This is a genomic window from Tolypothrix campylonemoides VB511288_2 (assembly GCF_045999855.1).
GTDB classification, from domain to species: Bacteria; Cyanobacteriota; Cyanobacteriia; order Cyanobacteriales; family Nostocaceae; genus Scytonema; species Scytonema bouteillei_A.
In genome coordinates this window covers 127,714-152,485 of record NZ_JBFPMW010000005.1, presented here as the reverse complement: position 1 = coordinate 152,485, position 24,772 = coordinate 127,714, and the positions used below count along the sequence as shown (strand labels likewise).

19 protein-coding genes are annotated in these 24,772 nt (G+C 42.2%); 10 read left to right on the top strand and 9 right to left on the bottom strand.

All coding sequences use genetic code 11. From position 1 onward, the window contains the following. Positions 1–26: 26 nt before the first annotated feature. From AB0756_RS17135 to AB0756_RS17120, 4 genes are all read right to left on the bottom strand, one after another. On the bottom strand, positions 27–512 hold the full coding sequence (locus AB0756_RS17135) for a hypothetical protein (RefSeq protein ID WP_038081483.1): 486 nt from the start codon (positions 510–512) through the stop codon (positions 27–29). 114 nt (positions 513–626) lie between these two features. Then, a complete protein-coding gene (gene bchM / locus AB0756_RS17130) occupies positions 627–1,316 on the bottom strand; it encodes a magnesium protoporphyrin IX methyltransferase (protein ID WP_038081480.1) in 690 nt (229 codons plus the stop codon). A gap of 38 nt (positions 1,317–1,354) precedes the next feature. Further along, positions 1,355–2,593 carry an N-acetylglucosamine-6-phosphate deacetylase gene (gene nagA, locus AB0756_RS17125; protein WP_038081477.1) on the bottom strand — a complete coding sequence of 413 codons (1,239 nt, stop codon included), beginning with the start codon at positions 2,591–2,593 and terminating at the stop codon, positions 1,355–1,357. 186 nt (positions 2,594–2,779) lie between these two features. After that, positions 2,780–4,315 (bottom strand): hypothetical protein, encoded by a 1,536-nt coding sequence (locus tag AB0756_RS17120; protein WP_038081476.1) that lies wholly within the window; start codon positions 4,313–4,315, stop codon positions 2,780–2,782. Between the two features lie 56 nt (positions 4,316–4,371). On the opposite strand from AB0756_RS17120, the gene AB0756_RS17115 reads away from it, so the two are divergent. From AB0756_RS17115 to AB0756_RS17070, 10 genes are all read left to right on the top strand, one after another. Further along, positions 4,372–4,557: a hypothetical protein gene (locus AB0756_RS17115; protein WP_038081475.1), complete on the top strand. Its 186-nt coding sequence runs from the start codon at positions 4,372–4,374 to the stop codon at positions 4,555–4,557. A 459-nt stretch (positions 4,558–5,016) separates the two neighbouring features. Continuing rightward, positions 5,017–5,559 (top strand): 5-(carboxyamino)imidazole ribonucleotide mutase, encoded by a 543-nt coding sequence (gene purE, locus AB0756_RS17110; protein ID WP_038081474.1) that lies wholly within the window; start codon positions 5,017–5,019, stop codon positions 5,557–5,559. A gap of 867 nt (positions 5,560–6,426) precedes the next feature. Further along, the gene (locus tag AB0756_RS17105) at positions 6,427–8,037 is read left to right on the top strand and encodes an ammonium transporter (protein WP_038081514.1); all 1,611 of its coding nucleotides are present in this window, start codon (positions 6,427–6,429) and stop codon (positions 8,035–8,037) included. 655 nt (positions 8,038–8,692) lie between these two features. Further along, positions 8,693–12,763, top strand: coding sequence for a PAS domain S-box protein (locus AB0756_RS17100; RefSeq protein ID WP_038081472.1), 4,071 nt, complete (start codon positions 8,693–8,695; stop codon positions 12,761–12,763). 281 nt (positions 12,764–13,044) lie between these two features. After that, positions 13,045–14,403, top strand: coding sequence for an ammonium transporter (locus AB0756_RS17095; RefSeq protein ID WP_272899751.1), 1,359 nt, complete (start codon positions 13,045–13,047; stop codon positions 14,401–14,403). A gap of 91 nt (positions 14,404–14,494) precedes the next feature. Beyond that, complete coding sequence (locus AB0756_RS17090) at positions 14,495–15,367, top strand: SGNH/GDSL hydrolase family protein (protein WP_038081467.1); 873 nt, start codon at positions 14,495–14,497, stop codon at positions 15,365–15,367. Between the two features lie 101 nt (positions 15,368–15,468). Then, complete coding sequence (locus AB0756_RS17085) at positions 15,469–16,677, top strand: 4-hydroxy-3-methylbut-2-enyl diphosphate reductase (RefSeq protein WP_038081465.1); 1,209 nt, start codon at positions 15,469–15,471, stop codon at positions 16,675–16,677. Between the two features lie 435 nt (positions 16,678–17,112). After that, complete coding sequence (locus AB0756_RS17080; RefSeq protein WP_038081464.1) at positions 17,113–17,976, top strand: SDR family oxidoreductase; 864 nt, start codon at positions 17,113–17,115, stop codon at positions 17,974–17,976. A 365-nt stretch (positions 17,977–18,341) separates the two neighbouring features. After that, positions 18,342–18,635: a hypothetical protein gene (locus AB0756_RS17075; protein WP_038081512.1), complete on the top strand. Its 294-nt coding sequence runs from the start codon at positions 18,342–18,344 to the stop codon at positions 18,633–18,635. Positions 18,636–19,014: 379 nt separating this feature from the next. After that, positions 19,015–19,632: a Uma2 family endonuclease gene (locus AB0756_RS17070; RefSeq protein ID WP_038081463.1), complete on the top strand. Its 618-nt coding sequence runs from the start codon at positions 19,015–19,017 to the stop codon at positions 19,630–19,632. 77 nt (positions 19,633–19,709) lie between these two features. On the opposite strand, the gene AB0756_RS17065 is transcribed toward AB0756_RS17070, so the two are convergent. The 5 genes from AB0756_RS17065 to AB0756_RS17045 form a co-directional block, all read right to left on the bottom strand. Further along, a complete protein-coding gene (locus tag AB0756_RS17065; RefSeq protein WP_038081461.1) occupies positions 19,710–20,345 on the bottom strand; it encodes a Uma2 family endonuclease in 636 nt (211 codons plus the stop codon). Between the two features lie 139 nt (positions 20,346–20,484). Then, entirely contained in the window at positions 20,485–22,824 is a 2,340-nt protein-coding gene (gene pcrA / locus AB0756_RS17060) for a DNA helicase PcrA (protein WP_038081459.1), read from the bottom strand. A 107-nt stretch (positions 22,825–22,931) separates the two neighbouring features. Continuing rightward, entirely contained in the window at positions 22,932–23,120 is a 189-nt protein-coding gene (locus AB0756_RS17055; protein WP_050045963.1) for a hypothetical protein, read from the bottom strand. A 373-nt stretch (positions 23,121–23,493) separates the two neighbouring features. Then, the gene (locus tag AB0756_RS17050) at positions 23,494–24,042 is read right to left on the bottom strand and encodes a CHAP domain-containing protein (RefSeq protein WP_050045964.1); all 549 of its coding nucleotides are present in this window, start codon (positions 24,040–24,042) and stop codon (positions 23,494–23,496) included. Positions 24,043–24,101: 59 nt separating this feature from the next. Continuing rightward, the gene (locus AB0756_RS17045) at positions 24,102–24,557 is read right to left on the bottom strand and encodes a GNAT family N-acetyltransferase (protein ID WP_038081456.1); all 456 of its coding nucleotides are present in this window, start codon (positions 24,555–24,557) and stop codon (positions 24,102–24,104) included. Between the last annotated feature and the right edge of the window lie 215 nt (positions 24,558–24,772).

Sequence of the window (24,772 nt, the reverse complement as noted above, 5' to 3'; positions counted from 1 at the left end):
TTATCCTTTACCCTTCATACTATAATTTAAAGATCAAAGTGGTAAGAAATTCCTCCATCTTCACTCACCTTAAAACTAGCATTAAATATTTTTGCTTGCTCGTCTAAATATTTTCTAGCAGTTGCAGGAGGGAGTTGTGACTGCATGGCAAAGCTTAGAAGTGTAACGCGTCCGCCATTGTCCTGGAGCATTCGGTAAAAAGTCGATTGCATTTCCTCGCTAGCCTGCTGCTTGAGGACTTTTTTATCCTGCTGACTTTGACGGAACAATCCCATTGCCAGCCATACTCCCAGAATTGAGGTAGGAACACCAAAAACTAGCCCGTGCAGGGTAGTATTATCCAGTACATATATAGCTTCTTTGTTGAGAATTTCTTGTGGCTCTCCATATGGAGATGGTGGAAATGGCTTTTGCATGGAATTCTTCTGGATGGCTGCAGATGCTGATAGTGTCAAAAACATAAAGCCCAGTGAGAGCAGCCAACCCGCCGCCAATTTTTCAGCAGTCTTCATAATATCGCTGTATCTCTAAATAGAAACCTTGCTTGTGATTCTAACCTCACTTTTTGTAAATAGTTAGTAGTTAATCGTTAGTGGTTAAAATAACTAACGACTAACTACTAATGACTAACTATGACGATTCGCTTCGAGCAAGCGGGAGAAGTAGAAGCTAGTTTTCGTCATGGATTGACGTTGCACTGAAAATCCGTTACTTTCCAAAATCTTGACCACATCAGCCTCACGGTGTAAATAAGCACGAGTTGCTTTGCTAGGACCGGGAAAGAAACTGCCGATCTTCTTCAAGATACTGAGGGCAAAAGTTTTCGGTGCAAAACTGAGAATAAGTCGCGACTGCGATAAAGAACAAAGGTGAGAAATCATCTCTGCTGCTTTATCTTGAGGATAGTGAATGAGAACATCCAAGCAGATAACAGTATGGTAGCTACCACTTAAGGTTTCTAAATCCTGCACGGCAAACGTGGGGTTTTCACCCTGTCCCAAGGTATTTAGAGCCCGTTCCTTGGCTTCTTCTACCATTTTGTCAGAAATATCACTGGCATAGACCTTCGCTCCTGCTTGTGCAAGAGGAATGCTGAGACTACCTACACCACATCCAGCATCGCAGATGGACATTCCTGCTAAGTTATTGTCTGCTGTCAACCAGGATATGACTGCATCAACGGTTTGTTGATGACCGTTACGGATATCTAGCTGAACTTTGTTGACTTCGCCATCACCATAAATCCGTCTCCAACGGTCAAAGCCTGTGGAGTTAAAATAGTCTTTAACAATGGTTTTATCGTCAGTTACGTTCATGAAGTTTGGTGTTCGAGGTTTCCCAATGGATCGCGATCTCATGCCAAGCTTGGCAACGCATATGGCAACATCCTTTGCCAGGACAGTTCTTTTGAGGATTCTTTTAAGTGCCAGCGCAACAGTTGAGTCGCAGGAACGTTAGACATTATAGTCGATAAACCGATCGCACTTCTCGGTGCAACAGTCGCAAGGGCGATTGCTTTATCCACGTCACATATGTCCCACTTCACTAAGTTTTGCACGCCTGCTAACAGAGGAAGAGTTGTTCCTGATAAAGTTCCATCAAACAGTCGTGCCGTTCCCTGCTTCACTTCTATTTGGCGATTATCCCAAGGATACACCCCATCGGGTAACCCTAGAGGGGCTAGGGCGTCGCTGACAAGGAAAAGCCCGTTCCACAAGTTTTCGTGTATCTTCTGACTGGTGCGAGAAACACTAGCGCGAAGTAAAATTTGTAACATAATTGGCGATACGTGCTGACCATCGGCAATAAAACCGCACATGACATTGGGGTTGATAATTGCTGCACCTAACAATCCAGGTTCGCGATGGTGTAATGGAGGCATAACATTAAAAGCATGAGTCACCATTGTTGCGCCTGACTCAAAAGCCTTTTGTGCTTGGGCGGCTGTAGCTTGAGAATGCCCCAGACTAACGGTAATATCCAAAGAACGTAAAAACGGAATGGCTTCACCCGTGAGATCTAACTCTGGTGCTAGGGTTATAACTTTAACGATGCGAGCGCGATCGCCCAAAATCCGTTTGACTTCTTCTACACTGAGTGGTAAAAGATACTCTGCTGGGTGTGCGCCACGCTTGCCATAGTTCAAAAATGGTCCTTCTAAATGCACGCCAAGAATCTTTGCACCCACTTTTTGGTTTGCCATATACTCAGCAAAGACAGCCAGCGATCGCTGAACGTTTTCTACTGAAGTTGTAACAAGCGTCGGTAGAAAAGCATCTATACCCAAATTCCACAAAAATTGACAAATATTTGTCAGTCGGTCAGCATTTTCTGTTGAAAGGTCAGTAAACGCCAATCCTAACGCGCCGTTAATTTGTAAATCGACACCGCCTAAGGAAATCCAATCACCACCGACATCCAAAACTTGTAAATTTTCTGGTGGAACTCGTTCGAGAACTTGAGACATTGGTAAAACGTGCTCAACCATACCCCGATCGTTCACCAAGAGCATCTGTAACTCTTTGTATCCAGGTACCCTAGCGTTAATAATGTCTATCGGAGTAGCAAAGGGGTTATGCGTTACTTCAGTCATAAGATTTTGGATTTTAGATGCATGGATTTTGGATTTTTTGATTCGGAGTTGGGTATTAGTATTTCTTCCTTGTTTCCCTTGTGCCTAACCGCTTCTAAAAATCTGTACAAACCTATCCATAAGTAGATAAATATGGACAGCAACAAAAACTCTACGGTATAAGTTTTCAGCAATATCCATTAACGATCAGCGCTTGGAACTCGCCCGACTTTTACCAGTGGCTACTCGCTCGGCATAGTCCTTAACCAATGGACTCCAGTTAGAAACAGTATAATACGAGTGCCTAGACCGTATTACATCGCATTGCTTGACGAAATTATTGACTTTGACCCACCCGTGCCATACGTGTTTTCTAGAATTCATTTCCAGATAAGCGGACATGGCACGCGGTAATCTTTCACTCAAGTTCATACCTCTACGAGCAATTACAATTGCAGCAGCGATCTCACTTGAAACACCATACATTCGTGAATATTTAACTAATCCAATTAAGCTTGTAAATGCTGGATTTTTCTGGATTAGGCTAATACCACGATTACTTAAAATACTTGTCTTAAGTTCATAAAATCGGTTGTATGCCCAGCTTGATAACATTCGAGCATACTTTCTACCTTTTTCGCGTAACTCCGCTTTTTTAGATGAAAAGTCTAACTCCTCACATATAATTGGACAAGCATACTTTTTCGCTAATTCTGCAAGTTGTAAACAGACTTTAACTATTTGTCTGGTTTGTTTATTCTGAGGCAATCCCATCTGCAAAGGAATGGCACCTTTAGCTTTGAGATTACCTTGGCAATCGACATATGCCCAGCCGATAGAGCCGGGATTTATATCAATTCCGATGCATCCATATTGAATGGGTCGGCTGACACGTTCTACAGTTTTAGGTGTAAACTGAATGGCTGCAACCCATTTACCGGAAAGCTCGCCGGACAGAAGCTTCTGTCCTTTAGACTTTCCATCTTGACGATAAAAATGCCAAGTTTTAGCACCGTCATCGGGTAATCTGTTAATGTTTCTGTCAAAGTTACCAAGCTTAGTTTCAACGTACTTACCGAATTTTGGTTCTAAACAGTAAGGAACTCTGAACCGGATCTTGTCACCATCCCACTGACAAGTTTGGTTTCCAAAAGATTCATCTTTAGAACCAACTACAAAAACGTTATTTCGGGGAACAAATACTTGTAGAGGAGCATTTTTCAGATATTTTAGTTGTTGTTTTGTTTGATAAATATATCGGTTTTTATTGTGAAGAATAAACTTGAGATAACGCCAATTGGTAGATTTAAACTGTAGCGAACACGATAATGGGAATTTACAACCCATTTTTGATTTTTGCCAGTTCTTTTTAGTATAAAACTTTTGAGCGTTGAATAATCGTTTTTCAGCAGCTTTGACCCAATCAAGAGCAGATTTTAACTTGGCTTCTAACTGATTAATATGATGGAGGCGACATTTTTTAGCGGAGTCTACACGTCCAGTAGCATCAGAGATAATACCATTAGCATGGCGTTTATTGATGTTATAGGTTTTCTGTAGATAAGTGTTCCAATCAGCTTTATTAAACTTTTTTCCCGTCAGTAAATGATTAACTGTCTCACAAGTCGCTTTGTGAACTATTGGCGAATACGCTGCTAAAAACATCTCGAAGTCTGTAAAACCAAGGTTATTTAACTCGTATTCTGGTGTAGGAAGTCCTTTGCAATATGTGAGCGTAACCATTGTTCGACCTTTTTTCGTGCTATATATTAATATAGCAATACTTTGACTCGTTGTGTATGCCTTTTCAAAAAAAACATCAGTTGGGCGCAAAACCATTGAATGACACACCATTTGACCGAACACCTGTTTGTTTCAATGTCAGAGTTGGTGTCCGCGAAAAATTAAAAACCATCCCTGATTGGAAAGAACGGCTAAGAGAGTTTGTTGACCAACTTATATCAGACCTACCCAATCAAGAGTAGCAATGGGTAGAGATTGGTAGGAATTAAGTTACAGCATATTACCCTTTGTTGCTCATGATAATTTATCCTACTAAAGACAGTATGCATTATGTACGTCAATAGATGAGATGATCTTACATACAGCCTATCTAATCCCCAAGTCTAATATCCCCAATCTACGCATCTAAAATCCAAAATCCTATGACCGTTCGGTAAAACCTACCCAGAGTTGGACATAAATTGACAACTCTACCGAACGTGCAGGAACAGGATTAGACCTACGATTTTTGAGTCATGACACCAATAAATGAACGCCAGTTTATTGCTCTGTCGATTGCCATTAAGGCACGGATTAACGGTTTACAAATCCGCGTGTGGTAGTCCTAACAAGCTCTTAAATCATTTCCGAGGCAAACCTTAGTAATTAAGGATGGATACGACTATGCCTATACCTGTACAAAATGACAAAAATGTACAACTATGTCAAACAATCAAGTTACAGTTTTAAACCCCCTTGTCGGCATTATTATGGGTAGCGATTCAGACTTACCAACCATGCAAGGAGCGATCGCAATTTGTGAAGAATTTGGCGTTGTCTGCGAAGTCGCAATTGTTAGCGCTCACCGAACTCCAGAACGCATGGTGGAGTATGCTAAATCTGCACACCAACGCGGTTTGAAAGTTATTATTGCTGGTGCTGGTGGTGCTGCTCATCTTCCAGGAATGGTTGCATCTTTAACTCCGCTTCCCGTTATCGGCGTTCCCGTTCCCAGCCGTCACTTGCAAGGAGTTGATTCGCTGTACTCTATAGTACAAATGCCTGCAGGGATACCAGTTGCAACAGTTGCTATCGGTAATGCTCAAAATGCCGGTCTTTTAGCAGTACAAATTCTAGCAACCCATCAGTCGGTATTACTTGAGCAAGTGCAGCAATACCGCCAAAACTTATTGGAAACAGTTATGGCAAAGCAAGCAAAGCTAGAAAATCTTGGTTATCAAGAATATCTCGAGCAAATGCGATAAGTCGGGTACGGATTGCGCTAAGGGCGATAAGCTTCGCTTAACGGCTATACTACCGTATCGCACTCACAAGCGAGGGAGTTTGTAAAAAATGAACTCCTACAGATTTTGCTGGAGAGAAGTTTACTGCTGTCTCGTTTGAAGATTACCTAATTAAATGAACCGCAAAGGAGAAGGAAGTCAACAGAAATCTGAAAGCAAAATTAGAATTTTTTCAAAAAAAACTGTATTGAAATTTACAGAATGAAAAGAGAATTTTCATTTTGACCTTAGATTTAATTGAGAGCTTTTGACAGTCCCCGGTTAACAGTTCATAATTTTGCGAAATGAATTTTAACTATAGAGCTAGAGAGCAAACGGCAAAGCAGTAATCAGTAAATCCAAGTAAAAAGTATTAAGTGTAGAAAAATAGGAGTTCCATGAGGTAATTTTCCTAAAAAAGCCTTATAAAGCTTCTTAAAATGGTGCGCTCGAAATGGTCGGTGAGCTAACAAAGTAGCTAGTTTTCATTAGATCTCTAGATTCCTGAGTTCTTAGATAGATCGGGGTTTTGACCCATTTTTAGTCATTTCAAAAGGTATTGAGTAAAGAGTCAATAAAGCGGTCTTGACTGTTTCGCAAAATACATAATAATTTTTTAAGAATATTAGTAAAATCTGTAGAGGTAGCAACTTTAGTTTATTGACGACAAACTCATTTATTGACATACTGGTGTTCACTTAACCGCTTGAGGTCATGAAAATCAGTTAGTGTAAGCAGCCGACTTGCCCAAATGTCGAGTATCAAAAACAACTTCTACAAGCTTCAGACGTTATCCAACCTTTACTCAACGTGTTTTTACGGTATTTCTAAGGATTGGTTGAGAGCATGATGATAAAGAGCACAAACAAAAACAAATCGAGAAAAAGAAACAGGCGGCGGTTGTTACATCAGGGTAGCAGCGCACAAAATCAGCTAATTGTCAAGCAATTGAGTGCAGCTATCAAACGGTTGTCACCGAGCTGGCAAGCTTGTATTCCAGTAGCTTGCATGATTGTCCTGGCTTGGGGTTGTGCGGCGGTTGCCCAAACCCCTGCACCCGCAGGACCAACTACAGCAGACTTGAAAGTTGCTCTCGATACGCTATGGGTAGCGATCGCAGCCTTTCTAGTATTCTTCATGAACGCTGGTTTCTGTATGTTAGAAACTGGTTTCTGCCGTCAGAAAAACGCAGTTAACGTTCTTGCCAAAAACCTAATTGTATTTGCTCTTGCCACTGTTGCCTTTTGGGCAATTGGTTTTGGCTTAATGTTTGGCAATGGCAATGATTTCATCGGATTAAGTGGCTTCTTCTTACAAGGCGCAGACAACAGCCCTGCAACAGGAGATGCTTATAAGGGAGTATTTAGCGCTCTTAACTGGGCTGGTGTACCTCTTGCTGCTAAGTTTTTATTCCAACTCGTGTTTGCAGGAACAGCAGCAACCATTGTTTCAGGTGCTGTTGCCGAACGGATTAAGTTTGTTGACTTTTTAATTTTCAGCCTTTTGCTTGTAGGGGTTGCCTACGCTATTACCGGTCACTGGATTTGGGGCGGGGGCTGGCTTTACAAAAAAGGTTTCTTTGATTTTGCAGGTTCCACAGTCGTTCACTCGGTTGGTGGATGGGCTGCGTTGATGGGGGCTGCAATACTCGGACCGCGTATTGGCAAATATCAGGATGGGCAAATTGTTGCCTTACCCGGTCACAACATGAGCATTGCTACCTTGGGATGTTTAATTCTGTGGTTGGGCTGGTTTGGTTTTAACCCCGGTTCCACAATGGCTGCAGATCCCAATGCCATCACTCACATTGCTTTAACAACTAACATGGCAGGTGCTGTTGGTGGAATTGCAGCTACAGCAACAGCTTGGCTGTACTTGGGTAAACCAGACCTTTCCATGATTATTAATGGTATTCTGGCTGGTTTGGTTGCTGTCACAGCACCCTGTGCTTTCATCACTATTCCGAGTTCCTTTATCATTGGTCTTGTAGCGGGAGTTGTAGTTGTTTTTGCTGTCACCTTCTTTGACAGAATTGGTATTGATGACCCAGTAGGAGCCACCTCCGTTCACCTTGTATGTGGTGTTTGGGGGACTCTCGCAGTCGGTTTGTTTGCTGTAGGTCCCGGTAATGCAGCTTTCCCCTGGTACACAGATGGTCTTGGTCCCGCAAAAGGTTTGTTTGCTGGTGGTGGTTTGGGACAATTGGGCGTTCAGTTGCTCGGTGTCCTCACTGTTGGTGGTATGACCGTTCTTCTCAGCACAATTTTCTGGCTTGCATTGAAAGCAACTTTGGGTATCAGAGTTACTAGAGAAGAGGAAATCGAAGGCTTGGACATTGGCGAACACGGTATGGAAGCTTATAACGGATTCGTTAAAGAAGCTGGTGCAACCGGATTTACAGAAGGGAGTATTCATTCATCTGGAGTGACTCGTTCGGGAGACATACCCAATACTTTGTAGGCGTCTCCTACTCTCAAGTTGTGAGTTTCTACAGGTCTTCTATTTGATTTTAGATGGACTGAGAAAGATTTCAAAAAACAAAGCCTGCTCGAGCAGGCTTTTTATTTTTCAATCACTTTAGGACTACTCCCTTTCCGCCATAAGACTACCGATCTTCTTCTCCTCTTTCCTCTGTGTCCTCTGCGCCTCTGCGGTTCATTTAATTTTCGAAATCTTCGAGCGGGAAGGGAGTAGCCTTTCAAGATACACAAGTCTTCTCAATTGCATTCATTGCGGTTTCGATCCCCCCTAACCCCCCTTAAAAAAGGGGGGAACTTCATTCCAATTCTCCCTTTTCACGATGTTTCATCTCTTTTCTATAGATCTGTACACCACCGTAGCTTTTCAAGAAGGGGGTCTAGGGGCAATACTTGTCGGGTTTTGCCGTTTTTTCCTCCCCTGCAACCCCTGCACAAAGGTGCTTGTCTGCCGCGACAATTTTCGAGAGCCCTTGCAGTATTGGGTCTAGGGGGGATCTTCAAGGATGAGACATTGTTAACAAAACCGTATTGAGTTATAAAACCTTAAGCGACAACCTCACTCTTAAGACAGATTCTTACTGGGGATCTATTGAGATTCAATAAAAAAAACCGTGTATGTATACGGGTAAATCTTCATGAAGCGCGACGCCAGTGGTAAATTTGTTAGGAATTGGGGCTCAGAAACGAAACAACGAGTTAGCGTGTCTCTTACCAGTACAGCATGGCGATTGCTTGATGAGGAGGCTCGGTTGCGAGGGCTTTCCCGTTCCGAAACAATCGAACGCATTGCCCGCAGCTTTGGAGGTGAACCGCATCCTAATGTTAATGTTGATGGGGCGAAACAAGCTCAAAACGCTTTGCTAGAATCACAAATTATCGAGCAACAGCAAGCGATCGCACGCTTGGATCGTGAGAAACAAGATCTGTCAGCACTACTGGAAAACGCCCCAGATATTATCAGCCGAATTGATAGAAAGTTTCGCCATCTCTATGTTAGCCCTTCTATAAAACTGGCAACGGGTATTCCATCAGAGCGTTTTATTGGTAAGACCAATACCGATCTAGGAATGCCAGGGAACGTCTGTAGTATTTGGAATGACGGTTTACAGCAAGTTTTTGCAACAGGTCAGGAACAGATTATTGAATACAGTTTTCCAACTCCAAAAGGTATGCGATGGTATCAATCGCGTATCGTCCCTGAATTTGCGAGTGATGGTTCTGTGGAAACAGTCCTCAACATTGCTCGTGATGTAACTGACTACAAATATGTTGAACGGGCATTGCGAGAGAGTGAAGAGCGCCTGCAGCTATCACTGGCTGCAGCAAAGATGGTTGGATGGGACATGGATTTAAAAACCAATCGAGTGGTATGTACTCCCAATGCTTGTGAAATTTGGGGCATTCAAGAAGGTACAAAAGAAGATTTTTTTGCAGTCATTCATCCAGAAGACCGAGACCGGATGAAACAAGCAATCCAACAAGCGTTTGCTGGAGAAGCATCCTACTACAATCAAGAATACCGCACCATCAGTCCAGAGGGTGTCGTGCGCTGGCTTAACAGCCAGGGAAAAGTCTATCATGATGCGACCGGACGGGGAGTTCGCATGATTGGCGTTTCCGTCGATATTACAGAGCGCAAACAAATTGAAGCAGAGCGCGAGATGTTACGCACGCGGAGCGAACGCCTTTTAAGACAGCAGCAATTCTCGATCCAATTAAATGATGCGATTCGGACCATCCAAGACCCAAAGGAAATTATGTGGCAGGTCGTTTGTGCTACAGGAAAGCACTTCCAAGTCACACGCTGTACCTACGGTGATATCGACCCAACACAAGAATACGTCATTGTCAATCGTGACTATTGTAATGGTGTTATCAGTGTAGTAGGCAATCACCACATGAATTCCTTCGGTGTTGAAATTATTGCTGAACTCAAGCAGGGCAAAACGATCGTTGTGGATGATGTTGATGTCGATCCGCGCACGTGCGGTTCGGGTGAGGCTGCTTTTGATGCAATTCAGACGAAATCTCTTCTGTGTGTTCCCTTGGTAAAGCAAGGACGTTTTGTAGCGCTATTTGTGTTGCATCATGTTTCTCCCCGCCAGTGGACGGAGGAGGATGTGGCACTAATGGAGCAAATTGCCGAACAAACGTGGTTAGCTGTAGAGCGATCGCGAGCAGAAAAGGAATTGCGAGAAAGTGAGGCGCACCTGCAACTGGCACTGAAAGTTGGACGTATGGGAGCTTGGGACTGGGACGTGCAAACTGGTGCAATGCTTTGGTCGGAAGGGCATTTCACGGTGCTAGGGCTGCAACCCAATGAATGCCAACCCAGTTATGAGGTTTGGGCAAGCCGGGTTCATCCAGATGATTTAGCACAAACTGAGGCGAAACTTCAGCAAGCTATGCTCGACCAGAAGGAATATCACCACGAATATCGCCTGCTTTGGTTGGATGGCTCGGTACATTGGGTAGAAGCAAGAGGACAGTGTACTTATGATTCTCAGGGCAATCCCAAACATTCCATCGGAGCCGTTATTGACATCACAGGACGCAAGCAAACCGAACACGAGCGCGAAACATTGCTAGAACGCGAGCGAATTGCCCGTACTCAAGTCGAAGCAGCACAGCGTCAACTGGCAAACATTTTTGAAACTTCTCCGGTGGGAATTGGATTGTTAGACGCACAGCAGCGATTTGTTGCCATTAATGAAGCATTAGCTCAAATCAACGGACTCACACGCGAACAACACTTAGGGCATTCCATTCCAGAACTTTTTGGTCAGTCAGATCCAAAATTAGTCGAAGTCTTTTACAACATTTACACCACAGGGAACTCTTTTATCTCACCAAACTTTGCTGTAAGTGTTCCCGGACGCAGCGATCGCACCCCCGGTTACCACAACGTTTACTATCTGCCAACAATCAACTCCAACAATGAAGTAGAAGACGTTTTAGTTTATGTCGTAGACATCACAGAGCAAGTCCGGTTAGAGCAAGGTCAACGCTTTCTCTCAGAAGCAAGTACAGTTCTAGCTTCTTCCCTCGACTATCAAACTACCCTAGAGCGAGTCGCACAGCTTGCCGTACCTGAGTTAGCAGATTGGTGTACGGTGCATATAGTAGAAGAAAATGGTTGTATCGAGCAGATTGCCGTCGCTCATAACGACCCTGCCAAACTTCTCTGGGCGCACGAAATCAGACAAAAATACCCCCTCAATCCCAACGATCCTCGGGGTACTGCACTGACATTGCGAACCGGACAATCCGATATATTACCGGATATACCAGATGAGTTGCTCGTACAAGCAGCCCGCGATCCAGAACATTTGCACATTTTGCGTCAGGTTGGATTCCGCTCGGCAATGACAGTACCGTTGCGAACGCAAGACCGCATTTTAGGCGTTATTACCTTTGTAAGCTCCGAGTCCGGGCGAAGATACAATACCCGCGATTTGCAATTGGCAGAAGAACTAGCTCGCCGTGCTTCCTTAGCGATCGACAATACCCAGTTATACCGAGTCGCTCAACTCGCTCGTGACAAAGCAGAGTCGGCAAACCGGGTAAAAGACGAGTTTCTGGCGGTATTGTCTCACGAACTGCGATCGCCCCTCAATCCTATCTTGGGTTGGACAAAAATGCTGCGAAGTCATCGCTTAGATGCCACAAGAACCGAGCAAGCCTTAGAAACCATCGAACGCAACGCCAAGCTGCAAGCGCAATTGATTGAAGACTTATTGGATGTCTCGCGCATTCTACAAGGAAAAATGGCGTTAAATGTCGCACCCGTCAATTTAGCAGCCACAATCGAAGCAGCCAAAGAAACGGTACGGTTGGCTGCTGAAGCTAAGAACATTCACATCCAAACTACGCTTAAACCCATTTTAGGAACCGTTTCAGGCGATCGGAATCGACTGCAACAGGTTTTTTGGAACCTCCTGTCCAATGCTGTAAAGTTCACACCCTCTGGAGGACGGGTTGAGGTGCATCTAGAACAGGTAGGTATGTATGCTCAAATTCAAGTGAAAGACACGGGAATTGGTATCACTCCAGAGTTTTTGCCCTACGTGTTTGAGTACTTCCGCCAAGAAAACAGTACTATAACAAGACAATTCGGTGGGTTGGGATTGGGGCTGGCGATTGTTCGTCATTTCACGGAATTGCATGGAGGAACTGTTTGGGCAACCAGTCCGGGTGAGAATTTAGGAGCAACATTCGCTGTTCGGCTACCGTTAAACGCCATCGAGCAGGAGTTATCTTCTGATGAGAACCCGTCAGGAAGTACAGCACACCTTACTGGTATTGAGATCCTGGTAGTGGATGATGATGCGGATATGCGAGAGTTGGCAAAATTTATCTTGACGCAATCGGGCGCACGAGTAACGACCGTTGCTTCGGCTGTAGAAGCATTAAATTTCTTGAATCGGTTTGTTCCGGATCTGCTACTGTGTGACATTGGTATGCCAAAAATGGATGGCTACTCCCTGATTCAACATATTAGAAAGTTGTCTCCCCAACAAGGCGGAACGATTCGAGCGATCGCACTCACAGCTTATGCAGGAGAAATCAACCAACAAAAAGCTGTCGCCGCTGGATTTAATATGCATCTGTCCAAACCTTTTGAACCGGAGAATTTAGTGGAGAAAATTGTCCAACTGCTTCATCCGTTGCACCAAACAACAGACCAAAGTGATTTTATTATCTAAATGTTTGATTATATTATGAGCAAAGTTTTGTCATACCAAACACTTAATTTTGTGTCTAACTCAGGTGACTCAGTAACAAAAATTTGCAATCTTTCTATAATCTCATAACCTTTGGCTACTTGACAACTACAAGAAGAAGTATTAAATCTATAAATCTTGCTAAGATATCAAGATTTTGTAACTTTCGCTACTGTTTTAGGTATCAAAAGTTACTGAAATAAATATACTCACACAAAAAAATCACTGGTGCGCGGGAACGAAAGTAAGTGTTGAAAAAAGTGATGACGATTGGGGTTATGACCCTACTATTTCTGGGTGGACCGTTGATGGCTAACGCCGTTGCTCAAGGAACGACAACTCCACCTCCAGCCGATACAGGGTCTACAGCTTTTATGCTGATTTCAGCAGCATTGGTATTGTTGATGACGCCCGGTCTTGCGTTTTTTTATGGAGGATTTGTGCGATCGCGCAACGTTCTCAACACGCTGATGATGAGCTTCGTGCTCATGGGAATTGTGGGTGTCACCTGGATATTGTGGGGATATAGCCTATCCTTTGCACCTAATGGGTCCTTCCTGGGAAAATTCATTGGTGGGTTCCAGTGGCTGGGTTTAAATGGGGTAGGTTTTGAGACAACCGAATACGCAGCCAAAATACCCCATCAAGCATTCATGATTTACCAAGCCATGTTTGCCATTATTACCCCGGCGTTGATTTCAGGTGCGATCGCCGAGCGAATGAACTTCACGGCATACTCTTTGTTCGTCTTGTTGTGGTCAACGTTCATTTACACTCCCCTTGCCCACATGGTATGGGGTAAAGGAGGGTTCTTGGGGTTATTGGGTGGTATAGGCGCTCTTGACTTTGCAGGTGGAACAGTTGTACACATCAGTTCTGGAATTTCTGCCCTCGTTGCGGCGATTGTCCTCGGACCTCGGAAAACTTTTCCGGATCGCCTGAGCCCCCCTCACAACGTTCCCTTTATCCTGTTAGGTGCTGGTTTGTTGTGGTTTGGTTGGTTTGGCTTCAATGCAGGTAGTGCTTTAGAGGCAAATAATTTAGCAGTAGCAGCTTTTGTCAATACCAATACAAGCGCCGCCGCCGCCGCTTTAACCTGGTTGATTCTAGAAAAATCTTTGCGTGGTAAACCAACAGCAGTTGGAGCAGCCACAGGAGCAGTTGCAGGATTGGTAGGTATCACACCAGCGGCAGGGTTTGTTACACCCCTAGCATCAATCTTAATTGGTAGCATCACCACCTTTGTCTGCTTTTATGCAATCAGCTTCAAGCACAAAGTTCAAGTGGATGATGCTTTAGATACCTATCCCGTACATGGAGTCGGCGGGACAGTGGGAGCAATTTTGACAGGTGTATTTGCAACCACAACAGTCAACTCAGGAGGAAAAAACGGTTTATTGTATGGGAATCCTGGAGAATTACTGATAGAACTAGTAGCAATTGTGGTTGCATATGTTTTTGCCGGTGTTGGCACTTGGATTATTTTGAAAATTCTAGATGCCACAGTGGGTTTGCGAGTCAAAGAGGAAGAAGAATTCCAAGGTTTGGATATTAACGAACACGGTGAAGAAGGTTACAACGAAGAGTTCGGAGACCGAATTAACATTTCTCAAAAAGGATGATAAATTATGGATTATGAATTATGAATGATGGATGATGAAGTAAAAAATTTCATAATTCATCATTCATCATTCATCATTCTTAGAGTTAGCCGTGAACACTCGTGCAAAAAATCTTCCTACCTGGGCGTATCTATCGCTAGCTACCAATTGCATTTTAATCTTTGCGATCGCCCTGCTGATTGGCCGACAGCAGGAATTGGCAGCGTTTTTTAAGATCGTCTCCAACCCCAGTACGCTCGATCCAGACAGTCAATCCAAAGCTCAAGCAGCCACCTCACCCGCAGTGCCTAAATTGGGACCGCGTCACAAACTCAGTTACTGGCAATGGGTAGATGTTCTCAAACAAGAAGCCAAAGTCGCTGCTCAAAAGAACCCACAACGTTTGACAATACTTGCGGGAGATTCTCTCAGTCTGTGGTTTCCTTCCGAGTTATTACCCAAAGACAGAAATTGGCTGAATCAGGGAATTTCTGGAGAAAAAACCACAGGATTATTAAATCGATTGGATTTATTCAATGCCACCAATCCAGAGACAATTTTTGTCATGATTGGTATTAATGACCTCATTCGAGGGGTCAGTGATGAGACAATTTTAGAGAATCAGCAACAAATTGTACGTTCCTTGCGAAAGAACCATGCAACAGCGCAAATTGTAGTCCAGTCCATTTTGCCCCATGGAGTCGAACAAGTGACTTGGGAAGGCAAAGAAAAACTGCTAGCGATTCCTAACAGTCGCATTCGTCAGTTGAATCAGCAACTAGAACACTTAGCCAAAAAAGAAGGCGTAAGGTATTTGGATTTATATCCATTATTTGCTAACAGCCAAGGCAATCTGCGTCCCGAACTCAGTACTGATGGGTTACACCTAAGTCAGGAAGGTTATTTGGTTTGGAGTTCTGCTATACAGTTATATAGTCAAATAAAATTACAACAAACACCCAAAATGGCTCAACAGGTAAGCTGACATAATATTTTGTGCATCAGCTTTTGAAAATCCTTGTAAGCTCCTATTGAATTCACCTCTTTGCAAGGGAAAATAAAAAATGACAATTTAAAAGAAAAACAATGGATACCAAAGCTTTTAAACGCTCTCTACAACATTCAGAAAATTACCATCGTAAAGGGTTTGGTCACCAAGCAGAAGTCGCCACACAGTTACAGTCAGAGTATCAAAGCCATTTGATTCAGGAAATTCGCAACAGTAACTACACCCTAACTCGTGGAGATGTTACCATCCACCTAGCTCAAGCTTTTGGTTTTTGTTGGGGTGTAGAACGCGCTGTAGCAATGGCTTACGAAACCCGCACCCATTTCCCAAACGAACGCATTTGGATCACAAACGAGATTATTCACAATCCTTCTGTGAACCAACGCATGCAGGAGATGGAAGTAGAATTTATTCCTGTCGAGGGAACTAAAAAAGACTTTTCTGTTGTCGAACCGGGCGATGTTGTCATCCTACCCGCTTTTGGCGCAAGCGTTCAAGAGATGCAAATTCTTAGCGATAAGGGTTGTAAAATAGTCGATACAACTTGTCCTTGGGTGTCTAAAGTTTGGAACACTGTTGAAAAGCACAAAAAAGGCGAATACACTTCCATCATTCACGGTAAGTACAAGCACGAAGAAACAGTTGCAACCAGTTCTTTTGCTGGTAAATATTTGATAGTGCTGAATATGGGGGAAGCTGAGTATGTGACTAACTACATTCTCAACGGTGGTAACCGCGAGGAATTTTTAGCAAAATTCAATAAAGCTTGTTCTCAGGGTTTTGACCCCGATAAAGACTTAGAACAGGTGGGTATTGCCAACCAAACTACCATGCTCAAAAGTGAAACCGAGCAAATTGGAAAACTGTTTGAGCGGACTATGATGAAAAAATACGGACCTGCTGAGTTAGACAGACACTTCCAAAGCTTCAATACCATTTGTGATGCTACTCAAGAACGCCAAGATGCAATGTTGGAGTTAGTGGAACAAAAACTGGATTTAATGATAGTGATTGGTGGGTTTAATTCATCCAATACGACACAATTGCAACAAATAGCCGTTCAAAGAGGAATTGTTTCATATCATATTGACAGCGTTGCACGGCTTTTATCGGGTAATAGAATAGAACATAGAGAACTCAACGGGCAATTAGCGATCGCAGAAAATTGGTTACCTGAAGGGAAAATAGTAGTAGGAATTACCTCTGGTGCTTCTACACCGGATAAGGTGGTAGAAGATGTGATTGAAAAGATTTTTGAATTTAAGGCGATACCCGTTGTGGTGTAAAGGTAGGGCGTTGGGCATAATTCCGACGCCCATTAAAAATCTATAAATAAAAAAACCCGGTGGTGTACGCAATACCGGGTCTAATGGTTGTTGAACTTGTTTTGGTTGACCTACTTAACATAAGGTAGATCGGAAATTAGTTTTATGGAATCGTTATAAAAGAACTTTGCTAAAAATTTAAGTGAGGTTCATTCAAATTTATAGAACTTTGGATTTTGGATTGAAAAAGCCTTGCGTGTCATGAGTTTACCCCAAGCATAGCAGTCTTAAATCATTTGTCAAAATTTTCAGTACTTTAGGGTGAGCAATACCCAACACCACTTCTCCAGACGAGGGTTTGCCTGTGCGTACTTCATAAATATCTAATAGGATTGCTCTATATAGAATGTTTTGTAAGATTGGTATGATTTTTATGGTTTGCGATCGAGCAATGATATGAAAAAATTGTTAATTACAGGGGCGAGTGGTTTTTTAGGTTGGCACCTTTGCCAGTTAGCGAAGCAAGAATATGTTGTCTGCGGAACCTGCTTTTCCCACTTTGCAGACATTCCAGGTATAACCACAATAAAAGTTAACTTGACAGATTTCCAGGAGCTGAAGCAGGTTTTTAGCGATATCAAACCAACAGCAGTGATTCATACTGCAGCACTGTCTCAACCAAATTTTTGCCAAACTCATCCTCATGAATCCCATGCAATTAATGTAGAAGCCTCATGCAATATTTCCGGGCTTTGTGCGGATGCTTCTATTCCTTGTGTTTTTACCTCAACAGACCTAGTTTTTGATGGTTTAAACGCTCCTTATCGAGAAACAGATTCTGTCTCTCCTGTCAACATTTATGGAGAACATAAAGTGATGGCCGAGCAGGGTATGTTAGAGCGTTATCCTAAGACAGCTGTTTGCCGAATGCCATTGATGTTTGGTATGGAGACACCCACAGCCACAAGTTTTATACAGCCCTTTATTCAAACTCTTAAAGAAGGAAAAGATTTAAATTTGTTTATAGATGAATTTCGGACTCCAGTCAGTGCAAAAACTGCGGCAAAAGGGTTGTTATTGGCATTAGATAAAGTGCAGGGATATATTCATTTAGGAGGAAAAGAGCGAATTTCGCGATATGATTTCGGTCTAGTGATGGCAGAGGTATTTCAACTGCCAAGCAGTCAGATTAAAGCTAGCCGACAGCAAGACGTGAAAATGGCAGCCCCAAGACCTTCCGATGTTTCTTTGGATAGTTCCAAAGCTTTTGCATTGGGGTATGAACCTTTGTCTTTACGAGAAGAATTGGCTAGAGGCTAGGGCTTGTAAAACCTGATGCGATCGCTATATGTATCACAATTGTAATAAAAAGTATTGATGGAAATTGAAGACTACCACTAACACAAAGTAGCAGGGGGAGACGCAATCTGAGAGACGCGGGGCGTAGAGACACACTCCTACGCGGGGTTGCCGCCCCAAGGATCGCTGAACCCCATCTTCTATAAGTTGCTTATTTCAGTTAGGATTCAATCCCCATATGTAATATCAGAGCGCTACTAGCGTCCCACGCAAGGCGCGTATCTTCGTTGAAGGAGCGTCCAGTTGAAACTATCAACGAAATTATCGGGAAAGCAAATTCCACTAAAATAGACAAATGCTCACTCGAAAAAACAGAGGTAAAATTCATGCAAGGAATATCTAATTATATTCAAGAACTAACAAACCGCATCTTACCAATTGTAGAAAATTTATTTAAAGGCAATAGCTTTTACATGGTGAACCTAAAAAAACAAGAAAGAATTCAAGACTTAGTCAACCTTTTTGGTAACTTTTCACCTGAAGAATTTAGAGCCATCCCTAATGCTGAATTAGCACGTAGAATTGATAAGCTTCTGGCTCTAGAAGCTGTTTCCGGAACGCTCAATGACTTAACACCAGAACAAATAAAAATATTTGATGAAGCAGTGGAAGGAAGATAAATAGAGTGGCATATTTACTGGATACAAATATTGTTAGTTATCTTTTGAAAAAAAAATATAACTATAGAACAAAAGATAAAGCAGATAACTCATAGAACAAAAGATAAAGCAGATAACTCGTTTAGAAGAAGAAGTTTTTATTAGTTGCATAACCTACTATGAGATAAAAAGAGGTTTAATCGCTGTCAATGCTATAAAACAGCTAACAGGTTTGTGCGCTCGGCTGAGTACAGCTTGCGCTTCGCAAACGCGCAATCTTGATACTATGTAGTGCTTTTATACTAATAATGGTTAAAGCGGTTATGTAGCTTATATCTTACACTTGTAAAATAGACTCACTTAAAAAAATATAGTAAGCAAGTAAACAGGAACTCAAAAAATGGCTTTGACTATACCCAAACAAGTAACCTTTGAAGAATTTATAGCTTGGTATCCAGAAAATTCTAATCGCCGTTATGAACTGCATGATGGAGTAATAGTTGAAATGACACCACCAGTCGGTCCACACGAAGAAATTATAGGTTTTTTAGCTCGAAAATTAACTATTGAATTTGACAGACTAGACCTGCCCTACATTATACCTAAAACAGCCTTTATAAAACCTGAAGAAAACGAATCTGGTTACTCTCCAGATATATTACTATTAAATCGTCCTAATTTAGTAAATGAACCTTTATGGAAAAAAGAATCGACAGTGAGTCAAGTTGCATCAATCCCGCTAGTTATTGAAGTTGTAAGTACCAACTGGCAAGATGATTATTATATAAAACTTGGTAGATATGAATGGATGGGCATTCCAGAATATTGGATAGTTGACTATGCAGCACTAGGCGGAAGGAGATTTATAGGAAATCCCAAACAACCTACAATTTCTGTGTACTCCTTAGTCGATCGAGAGTATCAGGTTCTTCAATTTCGAGGTAATGACTGTATACAATCAGCAGTATTTCCAGAATTGAATTTAACAGCAAAACAAATTTTTGATTCTGCCAAATAATAGGGTAAATTATTTCATGGGAAACTTTAACTACTCCCGAATCACTATAGCAATCCTACTTCATTTATAAACACGCTTTAATTAGCCAAATTAAAAATCTGTTGTGCGGTGAGATTAAATAGTGGGAAGGTAGGAGAGACGATCGCATCATTCCCTCTAAACGTTGTTTTTATATATTCCCCATCAACCAGCTCGTGTACAAAAATAGTAGGTTGTTTGGGATAACCAATAAAATTACGCCCTCCCAAAGCAGCATAATCTACAATCCAGTATTCAGGAATACCCATGCCTTCATAATCACGGAGTTTATCGTAATAGTCGTCCTGCCAATTGGTACTAACAACTTCTACTATTAAGTTGACCGAAGTTGCATTTTGGATAATTGATTCACTTTCCCAGCGTGTCTCAGTAGCGATAGTTTCTTTATTTAAAACAATGATGTCCGGTTCGTACCCAGACTTCTCTCGGTACGGTTTTACAATCGATTCTCTGGGTATTGTCCAAATATCCCCTTTCCCCATCTCTCTAATAGCTATAAGTAATCTTTCAGCCAGAGAACCCGTCAAATTTGAATGCTTCCCTTTAGGTTTTGGCATCTCCACAATGACTCCATCGTGCAATTCGTACCGGAATTCTGACTTTTCTGGATACCATTCGATAAATTCATCAAAGGTATATAACTTTACTTCGGTTTCTGCTTGAGCTTGGGTCATAGTTACAACCGCCACATAAGATATTTGACTTTAACACCCATAGAAAATCAACGCTCAACGTGCATCTGCGTTCATCTGCGGTAGGTAATTCATTTTTTGAACTTTTGCAATCAGCTCATTAATCCGCGCCAAATCCCCATCAATCAGCCCTTTGTAACTGAGCTACTTTAGGATCGATAATTTTTTGACCCAAGTTAGCAAATTTAATGGCTAATGAAACCTTACTGTTAGAGCCAAAGATGTGAGTAATTTCTCCAATACCAAAGGTTTTGTGAAAAACTCGATCGCCCACCTGCCAATTTTCTGTCACGCCTTTTTTCCCACGGGCTGCACTCTGCTGTAGGTTAGCACTTGCACGTTGAATATAAGCCATTTGACTTTTGCGTTGAGACGCCATAAGTTCTTCTGGCAATTCATCTAAAAATTGCGATCGCAGAGCAGGTTCCCTAGATCCATACAGACGGCGTTCTCTCGCATGGGTTAAATACAACCGTTCTTTAGCGCGAGTAATTCCGACATAACACAGACGGCGTTCTTCTTCTAATGCTGCGGGATCGTTCATGGAACGGTAATTGGGAAATAACCCTTGTTCCAAACCCACCAAAAACACCACGGGGAATTCCAGACCTTTAGAAGCGTGTAAAGTCAGCAAAGAAACTGCCGTTTCTCCTTCTTTTAAATTATCTAAATCGGAACTCAAAGCCGTACTTGAAAGGAACGATTGCAGCGTTACATCATCGTTTTCTTCTTGAAATTGCAGTACAGCATTGAACAATTCTTGGACGTTTTGCACCCTATCTTCTGCTTCATCTGTCCCTTGCGACATCAAATCTTGGATGTAACCCGAACTGTCAAGTACTCCTCGTACAACTTCTGAAACAGGAACTTTATCTAATTGTTCTTGCCATTGACGAATCAAATCCGCAAAGCCATTGACGGCTTTGGCAGAACGTCCGGCTAATGTATTGACTGATGTCTCATCGCTCAGTATTTCCCACAAGGTTGTGCCTAATTCCTGAGATGCTTTGATGAGTGAATCTACCGTAGCTTTTCCAATACCGCGTCGGGGAGTGTTGATAACTCGTAATAAACTCACAGTATCCGCCGGGTTTGCGATCGCTCGCAAGTAAGCCAAGACATCCTTAATTTCTTTGCGATCGTAAAACTTAATTCCTCCCACCACAGTGTAAGGAATATTATTCCGAACCAGTAACTCTTCAAACGGGCGTGATTGAGCGTTGGTTCGGTAAAGAACAGCAAAACTACCCCAGTTCAACTCCGGGTGTTGATGTTCCAAAGTCTGAATTTGATTGATGACAAAGTGAGCTTCTACAAGTTCATCATCCGCTTTGTGACAATAAATTTCTTCTCCCGCACCACGTGTAGGTCTGAGGACTTTATCAATTCTTTGGGTATTGTTCTCAATCAGGTGGTTTGCTGCTTGTAAGATATTTTCACAAGAGCGATAGTTTTCTTCTAGCTTAACCATTGTCCTGGTGTCTTCATCTGGTAAGCCATCGCCAAAATCTTGCTGAAATTCCAACAAAATGGTAAAGTCAGCCATCCTAAAGGAATAAATGGACTGATCCGCATCACCGACTACAAACACGGAACGGTTTGTCCAGTCCCATTCACTCTTTTTCGGTTCCCCGTTGGTTGCTAATAAGCGAATTAAATTGTACTGAGTCCGGTTAGTATCTTGATACTCATCTACCAAAATATGGCGAAATTTGTTGTGCCAATAACCCAAAACTTGCTCGTTCTGCTCAAACAATTTTACAGGGACTAAGATGAGGTCATCAAAATCAAGGGCGTTATTTTCTGCAAGTCGATTTTGATAAGAAGTATAAACCTCTGCAATCACCCGTCCCCGGTAATTAGGTTGTTCTCTTTCAAATTCTTGAGGTGATAGACCCTGATTTTTAGCATTACTGATAGCATAGCGGACAGAACGAGGTTCAAATTTCTTATCATCTAGGTTCAGTTGTTTAGTCACAATGTCTTTGATAAGACTTTGAACATCAGACTCGTCAAAGATAGAAAAATTCTGCGTCCACCGCCGTCCTTTTTCATCTTCATATTTTGCAATATCAAAGCGAAGAATCCGCGAACATAAACTGTGGAAGGTACCGCACCATAAGTGTTTAACGGTTTTTTTCCAAACTTTTGACTCGAGTTTTGTTTGTTCGTATTCTGGTAGCAAGTCAAACCGTTCGCCGTGTTCCGTCATAGCCAGCTGTTCGGCGAACAGCTTCTTAATCCGTTCTTTCATCTCTCGTGCGGCTTTGTTCGTGAAGGTAACCGACAAGATATTCTCCGGATCGACACGGTGATGGGAAATGAGGTTTGCAATGCGATAAGTCAGCGCTCGTGTTTTGCCAGAACCCGCACCAGCAACAACTAGTAAGGGACCGCAAAAATGTTCAACAGCGCGGCGTTGACTGGGATTGAGGTGACTGAGAAAGTCAGTTGTTGACATGGGATAACAGTGACAAGCGATCGGTGACCAGTGACCAGTTAATGGTTACATTAATAAATAGTAGCTCCTACGAAGGCTACTCAATCCAAACGATGCTCGGTTAAAAGTTAACGTCGGCGAATCGCGGTTAAAATTCCCGAACCTATCGACAGCAGCACTAAACCCCAAATTGCTTCTTTGGGAATGTTCTTGACAACTCCAAAAGCTTGTAGGAGAAGAATGATAGCTAAAATTACTAATAAAATACCAGTAATATATAAGAAAATACTGACACCAAGGCTCGGCGGTCTAGTCACAAACTTTACTCCTCACATCCAAAATACAAGTATTTATGTATCCACTTTTTAATGCAATCTAGATATTAACGTACTTACGAGTTTTCCTTTATAAAATTCCTGAAACTCATCGAAGGTATTGTCAATAACTGCTTGTGCCAAAAGCTGTTTCAAAAATTTAAAATCATAATTTTTATTTAGATCTGCTATTGACTTTGAAAGTAATTCTCCAAATCGTACACGTAAAACTATCATTGACTGAAGTCAAACTTTTCTCCTTTGCTGTTGCTTGTCTACAATCTCCATTGCCAATGAATATAATTCTCAGACAACGCTCACCATTCTACATAAAATTGTGGATAAAAAGCTGGCTGTCGCCGTTGCAATGTATTTGTTAGAACTTGCTCAAGCGAATGTAACCCTGAATGTTTTTGCCCCCATGTCGGTAGAAAATTCCCGATTGGTTCATGACATTGCCTTCGGCTGAAACCACCCCTTGTGATTTAACGTCTACCACAATACCTATATGGTCTAGCTCTACGTTCTCAAGCAAGCAATTAAACAAAACAATGTCACCTGGTAGTGCTTTAAAACCAGCAGTGTTAGCTGAATAATAGAACTGATTCTCGGGTAAGCTTGCCCAATCATACCAAACTCTCACAATTCCTAACGTTGAACGGTGGGATGCGATCGGTTTTACAGGAAATGAAAATCCTGCTTGAAGACAGCAATAGTAAACAAAAGCACAGCACCAATCAAATCCAATAGTTTTATCAGAGTATTTTGTTGTGCTATCAATCCTGTTAAAGGCATTTCGGAAGACATTAAGATATTTTTCAATCTCTAACCCTGCTTTGTTTTCATCTCCTCGTAATTTGAGTTGTCCCTCCTGAAGAGCTACTTTAGCAAGCAATGCTCGTTTTTCCTCATAACTTTCCGTCATAAGCTTTAAAACGTTGACCTAAAATAACGGGAGCCTACATTAGCAAACAGCAAAAAATTCTAAAGCTTTTTTGTCATAAACACGCTATTTGGATCGTCAGTATATCCAACGAAAGGACCTCGATACTCAAACCCGTATTTTATGTACAAAGCTCTTGCGGGAGCAAACTCAGGCGAAGACCCTGTTTCCAAATACAGGCAATCGTAAGCACGCTGTTTGGCTTCTTGAATGATGTGTTCGAGAATCTTTGAGGCGACACCTTGATTGCGGTAAGCTTTGGTAGTACGCATGGATTTGACTTCACCGCTTGTTGAGTCTAGTTCTTTGAGCGCCCCACATCCGAGTAATTCCGATCCTTCCCAAGCCGACCAGAAAGTAATATCTGGAGATCTCAATGCCTCTAAATCAAGAGCATGAACGCTTTCAGGTGGCGTAATCTCATACATATTTTCGAGATGTTCTTGGAGAAACTCAACAATCTTTTTACCTGTCAAATCATCTTCGCGAATTTGCAATCAACTCATCTCCTTAATTTGGTAAGAAATTTTACTTTGTGAATGTTTCCGGGGACCTGCGTTTGGGTTAAAAGTTTTTATCAGTCTATCGCGATCTTCACCTCTATTTACAGAAACTCCTCCCTTAATTTCTTAAGTACTCCCAAACTGCGGGAGCATCCCAATTTGGAAAAAATATCAAGTGATTGGAAATCACGGCTACACAAACGAAGTCC

What these genes read in the sequence shown, in the direction of transcription:
- AB0756_RS17135 (WP_038081483.1), bottom strand. Translation starts at nt 512, where the DNA reads ATGAAGACTGCTGAAAAATTGGCGGCGGGTTGGCTGCTCTCACTGGGC.
- bchM (WP_038081480.1), bottom strand. Translation starts at nt 1,316, where the DNA reads ATGAACGTAACTGACGATAAAACCATTGTTAAAGACTATTTTAACTCC.
- nagA (WP_038081477.1), bottom strand. Translation starts at nt 2,593, where the DNA reads ATGACTGAAGTAACGCATAACCCCTTTGCTACTCCGATAGACATTATT.
- AB0756_RS17120 (WP_038081476.1), bottom strand. Translation starts at nt 4,315, where the DNA reads ATGGTTACGCTCACATATTGCAAAGGACTTCCTACACCAGAATACGAG.
- AB0756_RS17115 (WP_038081475.1), top strand. Translation starts at nt 4,372, where the DNA reads ATGCCTTTTCAAAAAAAACATCAGTTGGGCGCAAAACCATTGAATGAC.
- purE (WP_038081474.1), top strand. Translation starts at nt 5,017, where the DNA reads ATGTCAAACAATCAAGTTACAGTTTTAAACCCCCTTGTCGGCATTATT.
- AB0756_RS17105 (WP_038081514.1), top strand. Translation starts at nt 6,427, where the DNA reads ATGATAAAGAGCACAAACAAAAACAAATCGAGAAAAAGAAACAGGCGG.
- AB0756_RS17100 (WP_038081472.1), top strand. Translation starts at nt 8,693, where the DNA reads ATGAAGCGCGACGCCAGTGGTAAATTTGTTAGGAATTGGGGCTCAGAA.
- AB0756_RS17095 (WP_272899751.1), top strand. Translation starts at nt 13,045, where the DNA reads ATGACGATTGGGGTTATGACCCTACTATTTCTGGGTGGACCGTTGATG.
- AB0756_RS17085 (WP_038081465.1), top strand. Translation starts at nt 15,469, where the DNA reads ATGGATACCAAAGCTTTTAAACGCTCTCTACAACATTCAGAAAATTAC.
- AB0756_RS17080 (WP_038081464.1), top strand. Translation starts at nt 17,113, where the DNA reads ATGAAAAAATTGTTAATTACAGGGGCGAGTGGTTTTTTAGGTTGGCAC.
- AB0756_RS17075 (WP_038081512.1), top strand. Translation starts at nt 18,342, where the DNA reads ATGCAAGGAATATCTAATTATATTCAAGAACTAACAAACCGCATCTTA.
- AB0756_RS17070 (WP_038081463.1), top strand. Translation starts at nt 19,015, where the DNA reads ATGGCTTTGACTATACCCAAACAAGTAACCTTTGAAGAATTTATAGCT.
- AB0756_RS17065 (WP_038081461.1), bottom strand. Translation starts at nt 20,345, where the DNA reads ATGACCCAAGCTCAAGCAGAAACCGAAGTAAAGTTATATACCTTTGAT.
- pcrA (WP_038081459.1), bottom strand. Translation starts at nt 22,824, where the DNA reads ATGTCAACAACTGACTTTCTCAGTCACCTCAATCCCAGTCAACGCCGC.
- AB0756_RS17050 (WP_050045964.1), bottom strand. Translation starts at nt 24,042, where the DNA reads ATGACGGAAAGTTATGAGGAAAAACGAGCATTGCTTGCTAAAGTAGCT.